General features: G+C 50.3%; 11 protein-coding genes and 1 pseudogene. 5 read left to right on the top strand and 7 right to left on the bottom strand.

The genetic code is table 11. The features are described from left to right. Window positions 1-87 precede the first annotated feature (87 nt). Window positions 88-417, top strand: a pseudogene (locus tag Q1A91_RS23580) (recombinase family protein); the annotation flags it as partial. Next, window positions 403-1,530 carry a recombinase family protein gene (locus Q1A91_RS23575; RefSeq protein WP_367278712.1) on the top strand — a complete coding sequence of 376 codons (1,128 nt, stop codon included), beginning with the start codon at window positions 403-405 and terminating at the stop codon, window positions 1,528-1,530. The pseudogene Q1A91_RS23580 and the gene Q1A91_RS23575, both read left to right, overlap by 15 nt. A 141-nt stretch (window positions 1,531-1,671) precedes the next feature. Here the strand turns inward: Q1A91_RS23575 and Q1A91_RS23570 are convergent, their stop codons facing one another. The 4 genes from Q1A91_RS23570 to Q1A91_RS23555 form a co-directional block, all read right to left on the bottom strand. Further along, window positions 1,672-2,715 carry a nucleotidyltransferase domain-containing protein gene (locus Q1A91_RS23570; protein ID WP_299883347.1) on the bottom strand — a complete coding sequence of 348 codons (1,044 nt, stop codon included), beginning with the start codon at window positions 2,713-2,715 and terminating at the stop codon, window positions 1,672-1,674. Between the two features lie 319 nt (window positions 2,716-3,034). Then, a complete protein-coding gene (locus Q1A91_RS23565) occupies window positions 3,035-3,538 on the bottom strand; it encodes a hypothetical protein (RefSeq protein ID WP_299883344.1) in 504 nt (167 codons plus the stop codon). Between the two features lie 2 nt (window positions 3,539-3,540). Beyond that, window positions 3,541-3,867, bottom strand: a complete 327-nt coding sequence (locus tag Q1A91_RS23560) for a hypothetical protein (RefSeq protein ID WP_299883341.1) — start codon at window positions 3,865-3,867, stop codon at window positions 3,541-3,543. After that, window positions 3,851-5,359, bottom strand: a complete 1,509-nt coding sequence (locus tag Q1A91_RS23555; protein ID WP_299883338.1) for a hypothetical protein — start codon at window positions 5,357-5,359, stop codon at window positions 3,851-3,853. The genes Q1A91_RS23560 and Q1A91_RS23555 overlap by 17 nt, the downstream gene beginning before the upstream one ends. 256 nt (window positions 5,360-5,615) lie before the next feature. Here Q1A91_RS23555 and Q1A91_RS23550 point away from each other — a divergent pair, with 256 nt between their 5' ends. Beyond that, complete coding sequence (locus Q1A91_RS23550) at window positions 5,616-6,176, top strand: recombinase family protein (protein ID WP_299883335.1); 561 nt, start codon at window positions 5,616-5,618, stop codon at window positions 6,174-6,176. A 254-nt stretch (window positions 6,177-6,430) separates the two neighbouring features. Here the strand turns inward: Q1A91_RS23550 and Q1A91_RS23545 are convergent, their stop codons facing one another. The 3 genes from Q1A91_RS23545 to Q1A91_RS23535 all read right to left on the bottom strand — a co-directional run bounded on the left by Q1A91_RS23545 (window position 6,431) and on the right by Q1A91_RS23535 (window position 8,845). Further along, window positions 6,431-6,778 carry a hypothetical protein gene (locus Q1A91_RS23545; protein ID WP_299883330.1) on the bottom strand — a complete coding sequence of 116 codons (348 nt, stop codon included), beginning with the start codon at window positions 6,776-6,778 and terminating at the stop codon, window positions 6,431-6,433. Between the two features lie 247 nt (window positions 6,779-7,025). Then, on the bottom strand, window positions 7,026-7,463 hold the full coding sequence (locus Q1A91_RS23540; RefSeq protein WP_299883327.1) for a hypothetical protein: 438 nt from the start codon (window positions 7,461-7,463) through the stop codon (window positions 7,026-7,028). A 146-nt stretch (window positions 7,464-7,609) separates the two neighbouring features. Next, on the bottom strand, window positions 7,610-8,845 hold the full coding sequence (locus Q1A91_RS23535) for a hypothetical protein (protein ID WP_299883325.1): 1,236 nt from the start codon (window positions 8,843-8,845) through the stop codon (window positions 7,610-7,612). 141 nt (window positions 8,846-8,986) lie between these two features. Here Q1A91_RS23535 and Q1A91_RS23530 point away from each other — a divergent pair, with 141 nt between their 5' ends. After that, a complete protein-coding gene (locus Q1A91_RS23530) occupies window positions 8,987-9,190 on the top strand; it encodes a hypothetical protein (protein WP_299855368.1) in 204 nt (67 codons plus the stop codon). A 148-nt stretch (window positions 9,191-9,338) separates the two neighbouring features. Continuing rightward, complete coding sequence (locus Q1A91_RS23525) at window positions 9,339-9,998, top strand: hypothetical protein (RefSeq protein ID WP_299883322.1); 660 nt, start codon at window positions 9,339-9,341, stop codon at window positions 9,996-9,998. Window positions 9,999-10,218: the final 220 nt, after the last annotated feature.

Genomic DNA, 10,218 nt, shown 5'->3' with positions numbered 1-10,218 from the left:
TACCTAAGCCCTATCACATTCGAGGAGCGAGCTATGAAAGCTTAAGTTGCCGTCTACGAAACCAGCAGCAGGCCAAACGGCTATTCAGTTGAAATGGTTTTTCCGGATACGATCTCAGGCGGGGGCGATTTCAAGAAACGACCAGGACTTGCCGCGTTGCTGGCCTATCTCGATGCACAGCCAGACGAAGATTTCACAATAATCTTTGATGACCCCAAGCGCTTCGCCCGTTCTACCCGCTACCACATCGATCTGCGGGAAACCCTGCGGGATCGCGGAGCGTCTATCAAATGCCTAAACTTCCGCTTTGACGACACACCCGAAGGCGAATTCTTTGAAACCATCGTCGCGGCTCAAGGTCAGCTAGAGCGTAAGCAGAATGGACGGCAGACCGCCCAAAAGATGGAAGCGCGGATGCAAAATGGCTATTGGGTGCATAACGCACCCGTAGGCTACAAGTACGTTGAGATCAAAGGGCGTGGGAAAGTTCTGTTTCCCGATGCGCCACTCGACGAGGTCGTGAAAGAAGCTTTCGAGGGTTACGCGAACGGCCGGTTCAGAACCGTCGCTGAGGTGACACGGTTCCTCGGGACGATCCCGGAGTTTCCCCGTAGCAAACGAACAGGAAAAATCACCCAACAACGTGTCGTCGATATGCTCACGCACCCTCTTTACACAGGTCACATCTGTTCGGAGCACTACGGGATCAGCTGGAGTAAAGCTCAGCACGAACCACTTATCTCGCTCGAAACGTTAGAGAGAGTTCAGGCCCGCCGAGAAGGCAAAGCCTACGCTCCGAGGCGCAAAAACCTTGGCAACGAATTCGTTTTACGCGGCATCGCAGCATGTGCATGCTGTGACGCACCGTTCAGGTCCTCGTTCACAAAGGGCAACGGTGGGCTCTACGCATACTATTTGTGCCAAACCAAAGGGTGCGAAGCCTACGGGAAGTCCATCAAGCGTGATACTATTGAAGGCGATGTGGGAGAACTGATCAAAACCCTTGAACCAACTGAAAACCTCAAGGCTGTTGCGATCGCGATGTTTCAGCGTGTTTGGGATATGCGACATGAGCAAGCCAAATCGCTCCAGGCAGATGCTAAACGGAAACTGCGTGAGATGGACAAGCGCGTTGAAACTCTGGTCGGGCACATTATGAATGCGCAAAGCGCCGCAGTGGTGCCTGTTTACGAGGGAGAGATCATCACTCTGGAGCGCCGCAAAGCAATTTTGGCTGAGCAAATCCAAAGACAGACTCAACCGAAAGGGACCTTTCAAGAAAAACTAGAACCAGCCCTCACATTCCTCTCAAACCCCTTTAAACTATGGGATACAGGTCATGTCGAACTGCGCCGTACTGTGCTTAAACTGGCCTTTATTGACCGCATCAAATACTGCAGAAAAGAGGGTGCTAGAACCACGAAAATAGCGTTCCCTTTCAAGGCCTTAGGCGCTCTGTCAGCATCAAATTTGGAAATTGGTGCCCGGGGGCGGGGTTCACCAATTCATCTATTTCAAAGACTTAGGTGAAAGTGGGACATGCTTAAACGCGGTAGAATTACATTAGATGTAACGAAGCTGTCCCACCGGTCCTGGCCGGGTCAAGCAATCTGTTGAACCGCTATCTAAACAATATCAGGAACGTTCGTCGGAAACAAATCATTCCGATCATCACCAATCCACGGAGGTATCTTCACCGCCAGCCGTCAACTTATCGGCCAGATCACGGAATGACCGTGGTAGTCCACTCAAAACTGTATCATCAAACTTCATGCCGAGGTGGTGGGTTGCGATGCGGGCCACCACCTCGGCTTGTTTCTCGTCCCGAACACGTTTGGCAGGATCACGGGTTGGATCATTCTCGACGATCCATTGTTTTTGTAAAGCGAAGACCCGTGGATCAAGCGTCACGATGCGGACTGGCAGGCCACGTTCATCAAATGCGATGGCCTCGAATTTTGGGGCGTTCAAGAGCCAGCGGCTGCTGTCCGTAGTCGTCGCAACCAAGTCGTCCGGATCATCTGACAACCGGGCCTGCCCCTCTCTCATGATCCTCCCATGATCCTGAGGTTCGATCAGATCGACCATGTAGCCATCCCTGTTGGCAGCGGTATAGGTCCGCCCTCCTGCCTTTTGAAATGATCGATCCACTTTTTGAAGTGCCCCGATCAATCCACGCTCATTGGTATCTCCTGACATCACCAGGCGTCGCCGCGCATCGAAAAGAACATCAACATCACCCGTCGCCAACAGGCCGGACTCGATACGGACCGCCGCCTTTGCTTCGTAAGCAAACAATGCGTTTGTGCCGAGCACGATCAAAGAGGTTCCAAGCCAGCCAAGATCATCCAGTTTACGGATGACACGAGCCGTCAAGAGCGGAACACGTCCCAGTCCTCGGGCTCGCAGTACAGGTGCCCGATCTTCCAGTTGGGTCCGGAGACTGTTTATCTGCTCCTCAACTCGGGCTTTGCCTGTCAGGAATGCGTCCAGCTTAGCCTCTGTTTCTGGACTGCGGCGACCGAATGATTTCCTTGTGGAACTGGAGTATGGACGGCGGATGAGATATTCAGCATCTCCACGAAGCTCAAACTTCATCGAGCCACCGTAGCTGTGCTTTGCATCAGCTTGGGCACGGCGAAGAAGCTCATAACGGTCTCTGGCATCCACGGTATCACGGATACTATCGCCGTCTAACTGAATGATGTCACTCATTTTTGCCAATCCAATTATTATTTCAAAGAAGTATTGGCAAAAGTGTTTATTGTCAATGCATTGGAATATTTCAAGCTAGGCTCAACACCCAAACGGCACTAACCTAGGCATTAAATGTGCCCAACCCGTACTGTGACAGCGTTTTCACATACACAGCTTTTCTGTTTCACCCGTGATGTGACAGACACTGGAACCGAAGTCTTTATCAAACCTTCGGAAGAGAATGATTATTTAAAATCAATGACATAGATCACAAGCAAAATAGATCAGCTTCGATTTTGCATCGAAGTAACGCCCTGTTGTATCAATTTTTGACGCATTACTTGTTAAGATGTGTAGATTGAACAACACGTTTTGTGGTCGCGCATTTTGCCGCCACCCGGGTAACAATGTTTAATGCGGTGTTAATATGGAGACTCCGGCTTGGCCCATCGAAGACGCCTTCGTCCGCCATCGCCAATATTTCATCCAACTCGTCAACGCCGGATTCCGGAAGCAAGTCTTGCAACACTGCGGGCATAGTTGAAACGTCGGTCATTGCTCTGCTTGAAACGCGCAAGGCGGGAACCGCGACTTCCAAGATGTCGCTGCTGTCAATGGCCGGTTGCTTCGAAGCCTTCCGGAGTTTTGTTTCCAGCGCATCGAACACCGCATCAATCTTGGCAAACTCACCTGCAATGAACTCGATGAATTCGATGCGTCGCCTGTTCCGTGCGTCGTTCCGAATTGACCGGATGGCTTGAATCGCTGATATAGCCAATGCAGCTATTGAAATGTAAAGGCTTGGATTCGACCATATACTTCCGCTGCTTGGATCACTCAACTTTAGTCAAGGCCCGCAATTTTACGCTTCATTAGCAGACGCTTGATGCCTCCGGCGATATCCTCAAGGAGAAGCTCGTTCAGTTCGAAGCGATACTTGGACCGGAGTCCATCTTCACCCAGATGCCTTAGTGATCCAGCTAGGAAACCCTGTACGAACGATGGAGATATTGCCTCAAGGTTTTCAGGAGCCGTAATTACAACATCATCGGCCCCCGAATCCAAGGAATCCAGCACAAACAGGTTCCTAGCCGCAGTACCACGTTCCATACCAGCGAGAACGACTCCGTCGTCACCAACCAGTTCAGAAAGATCAATTTGCACGGTCAACAGTCCTCTCCAGGTAATCGAGGTCGAGAGTAAACGCCATTGTGATTAACGTCCCCTTAAGGCACCGGTCCAGTTCAACAACGTTCCCGGCGTCTGGAGGGGATGACTGCTCATTGGTCTCATTAAACCACAACTCACGCTCTGAGTCTTCACCCGACATTCTTACCCCATGCATATAAGCGGAATTGCACAGAACACAAGTTGTGCCTGAGACAACAGCCATGGATGCATCGGACATCGCAGCGTCGGACCCTGCCAAATCTGAGTAAAACTCTAGGATATCCTGAAAGCCGGTGCCATTTCGTTTTTCTTCGGACGCTGTTGCAGATCGTGTGACGCCATCTTGCATGGCAAAAACCGTCCGCAGATGCTTGGGAGACTGCTGGCGTGATCCAACCGAACCTCTGTGCCTGTGGACATATTCCTCCATTTTGGTCGCAATAGGCTCAGGTGCAGTCAATATCGTTTCCTCTATCGTGGTGCCCGTGCTCAAGAATGCGAGATGACATCGATAGTACTCATGATCGTCATTCTCCCTCCTTGCCATGAAACCTGCCACGATCCAGTCCCCGTCATTTTCATTGCGTTGCATGTCACCGTGTCTCTCGGCATTGTCCAATGTCTCCGTGACCAGCCTGAGGACTATTCTTCGCCCTCGTAAGTTCAATCGCTGATCGGTTGTGACGCGCAGCCAATGGTCAATTGCTTCGTTTAAGTTTGCTGCAACCTTCTCGTGTGACTGCTGATCGATGAAGCGAGTTTCAGATTCTGATGTCCCAGACATTCGCCGTCTATGAACTGGAAATGGAAAAACGTCTTCATGCCGATCTTCGGCGAGTGGAACCTCGATACCCATTTCCTGGTCAAGTTCCAATGCGTGCAAAACCTTGCTCATGGGTTTCGAAATCTCGCCACCCAAAAACAGAGGAGTCATCTGTTTCTTCATCACCGACAGAAGTAAGTAAGGGCCGACATCTAGGCAAAAATCATCATGGAAATCGATGTTGATGCCAAAAGAGTCACACTCCCGATCAGCCAGATCACCGAGTTTATTCATGGTCTGACGAGGATTGTGGGTAAACGAAAGGTCTCTGAGTTCGACGGCGACATGTCCCTTCTTTTTGCGGTTCAGGGGAGATTCAGAGTATTTCGCCTCCCGGTTCGAAACCATGTGTTCCAGGAGATTTGATTGCCGATACTTGAACTCCAAAGACGCTTCTTCACGTGTGAGTTGCCGTGGCCCTCTGGCTTTTCGAATATAATTACGAGCCAACTTTTTCGCGTGGCTCCTTCGGGCTTGGCGGTTGGACATTTGTCTGCGACGCCCCTTGTCGGCTTTGCCTGCTGGTCGAGATGTCTGGCCAATTGGCTTTTGCGTTACCCTTCTACGTAGTCGAGAGGCATCAAGGCGAATTTTTCTTACTACTCTGATATCATCGCTGTGAAGTTTCCATGATCCGGGGAAATAATTTCGACGCTCTTCCTCGGTCAACTTTATAGTCCATAATTTGTGGTTGGTAGGTTGGACTCCACCATATCAGGTCCTCGATCAACTTCTACGTGAAAATGTGATTTTTGACGGCACTTCACCATTGTTATTGATAACGGTCATTTTCGAGTTCTCGATACCACCTTTCTTGAATGATTGTGTTGCCTCAATAAACCACACTCAAATATTATCAATACCCCATATCGAAACGAATCGGTGTTCCTGGTATCGACATCATGAGTTTCGAGAAGGAGGATCGATGAAGGTAGGATATGCACGGATCAGCACGGACACACAAACCTACGACGGCCAGATTGCCGCATTGAAGGCGGCAGGGTGCGAGAAGATTTTCACCGAAACTGCATCGGGGGCAAAGAGAGATCGGCCAGTGTTGGCCGAGGTGATGGGTTACCTCCGTCCCAACTCAGATGATACACTGGTGGTGTACAAGCTTGACCGGGTTGCACGAAGCTTGCCTCATCTGATCGAGGTCATGGACCACCTCAAGGCAAAGGATATCGGGTTCCATAGCGTCACCGAAGCCATCGATACCAATACACCTGGTGGTCGCCTGTTATTTCATGTTGTGGCCGCAATCGCTGAATTTGAACGTGACTTGATCCGGGAACGAACCCAAACTGGGCTGAACGCGGCCAGAGCAAAGGGAAGGGTCGGTGGTCGTCCCCGTCAGATGACGGAAGATAAGCTCAACGCAGTGCGAGAGTTGCTGGCCAAAGGCACGGCGGTCAAGGACGCCGCTGCGGCTGTGGGTGTGTCGGTGCCAACGCTGTATCGATGGTTGCCAGGAACCACTCGGTGAGTGTGGTAGTGGGTAAGTGCTCTGCATCCGACGAGCTTGGGGATTAAACTCTGGGGTAAAAACTACGCTCATGTAGACATCGCAATTCTTCCGGGTGTTCACGAACCATCTGTTTTGTGAACACAAATGGCAGGAACGAAAAATCGATAGAAATCAGTAACCGATGATACGCATTTCCCAGTGGGTTTTATGAATACTGGTTCAGTACACCCGACAGCCCTCATCAGGATGCCTGGGTACGTTCTGATAAACGCTTATTGTGTCGGAGCAGGCAGATCGGCCCATTTGACACGCAGGTACCTTCCTGAACGCTTGGGCAACTCTTTGCGGTCGATCATTCTTCCTGAAACTTGAAATGCCTCATTGATCTTTACCACCAGAAGCTTGTTGAAGTTGCCATTGGTGTCCACCAGGACCTCATCTTTGTTCTTAAAGGGGGTTATCGTCTTGACCTCAATGTGGTCGTTTCCAAGTCGTCCATCCGATCCCTGGGCATAGGTTTTGTTCAGTTTGATACCATAGGTGATTGCACCAAAAAGTTCACCGACATCGCCGTAAACAGCCAGATGCAGGCCGGTCTCGTAATGATAACTCTCTGCCAAGGAGATCAGGTTTTCAAAATATGGGATCATCGACCGTATCGCGTCGGGGTACTTCGCTCCCCATTCTTTGAATCGAAGCTATTCGTCGATTTCGGTCCAGGTTACCCATTCACCATCGTCATAAAATGCGCGGTCATCCCAATCGATGTTGTCCATGAATCATCACCAAAATTCTGTCTCCGCAGAATTTAACCAGATCATTGTGGCCAGTATTTGGCAGCTATAGTCTCATGGTACATTGGATTGATCAGTCACCGTCTTCGTACCAATCGGAGACTTTCCGAGCCAGGTTACCCAAGTTCATCTCGAAGAACATCGGCTCATCTTCACCATCCGGAAAAAATGATGGGTGATCGTTTTCATCGATCTCCCAGCGGCCCAGATATTCGCCTTCCTGTGTGACCACATCACCAGCAACTGCATCATAATAACCCACGAAGTTGACCGGGAAGCGATACGGTTGAGACAGATGGACGTCACAGGCTGCACATGCAGCGGCATATGCCGTTGCTTTATCCAGTTCGTGATCGCCGCCAATTTCTTTGCCGTAGTGAACAGCTTTCCAATCGAAGTGGATCTGCCGTATTCCATCAACCACCTGAGTACGCTCGATGAGGTGGACCACGCAGTTCTTGTACTCACGAACCGTTTCCAAATATGTGCCTTTCGAATAGTGGTTGATCACCACTATTCCCGCATAGATTGCGCGCTTTCAAGCAAGTATTTACATCAACATTTTTGGCGGCAACATCACAGACACACCGAAGGGTTCAGCAGACTTGAGGCGCTGAATAATCTATGCTGGACGCACTTGTTGGGCATCAGATCAGTTCATGGTGGTCGCAAACCAAATACAGAACGAAACCCAGACTTCATGGAATTCCACGCCAGACTGAACACCGTCGAAATATTTTTTTTCACTCGTTTTGCCCAAGAAAGTAAGGGAAACGGCGACCCCGAGTTTAGAGTAATGTTAGATGTACCTGGCTGATCATCAGGCTGCGATTCCGTGAGTGAACTAGGATTGACCGGCTCCGGTTCTGACTCATCGAATCCATAGAAATCAATCGGAACCACGACTGGTGCACAATCGCATGAGTCCTCGGGTCTGTAGTGGACTTCGCAATACGAACAGTATTCCCAAACACCATCAGTTGTACCACCAGTGATCACGAGGCTTTGGTCCTGATAAATCTTGTGAGTCAACCAAAGCCAATCAGCAAAGCCCTCAAGCATTCTGAGCAACACAGGTGGCCGGAAATGGTTCTTGTTGGCATACCCGGCAACGCCGAGGACATCCGGGACGGCACTGCTCTGTCCCAGTTCGGAGTACATCGGTAATGATCGAACCTGCTGGATACCACTGTAGCGTTTCGTTTTGCGGTTAGTCTTGGTGTACCGAAAACCATGTTCAACTTTTTTGGGGCCCATTGCGGGAACATGCATCACTCCATGGAAATGCACTTTGTATATCTGCATGGCATCATCGATATCATCCTTCCAACCCTTCTGTGGCATAAGGTAAAATGGTATCTTGCCAGCCATCACCACATCGACTTCCGGGAACATTACAAAGACTGCGCGATCAAAGCGGTTACGGATGTATCTTTCCAGCCTGACCCCTTCATCTCTGACCATTTGGAGAGCTTCTTCTTTGGACCGGGCAAACCCTGCCACCACGGTAACAAATGATACCCTATCGATTGGACAATCGCGCAACAGAGCGATTGCCTTCCTAATGCGTCTTGAAAACTTCGGGCCTTCGCCACGGCGTCTACGCTTCGGGTTGCCCTTGCCACTCTTGTACCAGAGTTCCCGTAGCATATTCCCCTGGTCCCGGAGGAATTCCGGTTTCCCGTTTTTCCACTTGATGTCGTCCAGTTCGCTGTAGCCAAGTTTTTTGAGCGCCTTGAAAAGAGCTTTAAACCACTTCGCTGATCCGATGCTGTGTGCGCCCACCCGCATATTCATGATGTTGTATTCTAGGGTTCGCACAACGTTCACCGGGATCATTGTAGACCCGGTGGAAACATCGAACTTGAAAACCTTTTCCGGCTGCTCCTGCACGTTCCGTCACTCTTTCCCAGATTGTCATTGCTGGACCCCAATGGGCCCAGCGATGTCCGACGTTCGTCCGACAACAGGGGTATATAGGTGCGTTGGAGTGAAAACGTGAATCCGGGTAAATACAATCAGGAGGTTCGCACCATGAACAAACACCAATCCAAGCTATCAGTCCGGGCTGTTTCAAACATCACTCGGCAACGACTGACCATACTCAAGGAGCACACCCGTCTGCCATTCGGTGCCCTGGTTGACGACAGTATTGAAGTCCTGTGGAACGACTATCTGGCTGATGGGCATGATCTACCGGACATCGTTCCGGAAACGGAGGATCATATTTTCCTGTGATAGGGGGGCAACAATTTGCAGGGCCTAGCGCTGTGTTCCGGAGGTGAAAACTTGAAGAGTGACCCGATCCAGTTGCTCGACGCAATTGCGACAGACGAGACTGCGGAGCGGCACTTGACTACGGTGCGACTGGATCGGGCAACGGAGAATGTCGATCAAAAAAGGTTCAGTTCAAGAGGTTGATGGATGTGCTCCGTCTCACAGCAAGGCCATTTCAGAGCAAAGTACTCAGATGCCAACTTCAAACCATGAGCATCAATTGATCAGGAGGTCCGTATTGTGTTTCAGTGGTTGGCCACAATTTGGCTACAAAAGTATTGATACTAAAAACCGCCACTGCCGAAACCGTAACGAGGATTGTGAAATCATGACTGCGCCCCTGAAGTTCCGCGATTATTCCTTGAACATAAGCTTCCCCGAGGGGGCCGGGGCCGTGAATGAGATGCCGAATGCACCTGGCGTCTACGCCGAGATACACAGACCTACGAATTATATCCGGGTCGGCCATGCAGCAGATATGAAATCCAGAAACAAGAGCCATCTGGCCTGGGCTGAAAAACACAGGCTTGGTACGCACACAAAGCCAAGCGAAGTGACACGCTCGCAAAACGGCAATAGTGAAATTACTGAGGTTGCGAAGAAATGGGGGGCACAAGGCTTAGAATACTATGTCGTTTGCGACGAACCCAGGCTTTCTGACCCCAATCAGCGCAAGGATGTTGAAAATTTCATGCACGAATGGTGCAGAAATCAAGATCGCTTTTATAATATGAACCGTGAGGCCGCTCAGAATAGACTAAAGGTGTGAAGCTTAATCGGACTGTCCCCAAATCCCGTGACCGATCTGGTTGAGGTATGCCTCCATGTTCAGCGACGCATATGCAGTCTCCACGGTGATCGCCTCACACACAACCAGATTGCCGCTCCAGACATATGACGCCTTAGCGGCCTGTGGCCTGCTGCTGGTTTCGTAGACGGCAACTTAAGCTTTCATAGCTCGCTCCTCGAATGTGATAGGGCTTAGGTAC

This window comes from uncultured Sulfitobacter sp., from assembly GCF_947500075.1.
Classification (GTDB): domain Bacteria; phylum Pseudomonadota; class Alphaproteobacteria; order Rhodobacterales; family Rhodobacteraceae; genus Sulfitobacter.
This window is presented reverse-complemented; position numbering and strand designations above follow the sequence as displayed.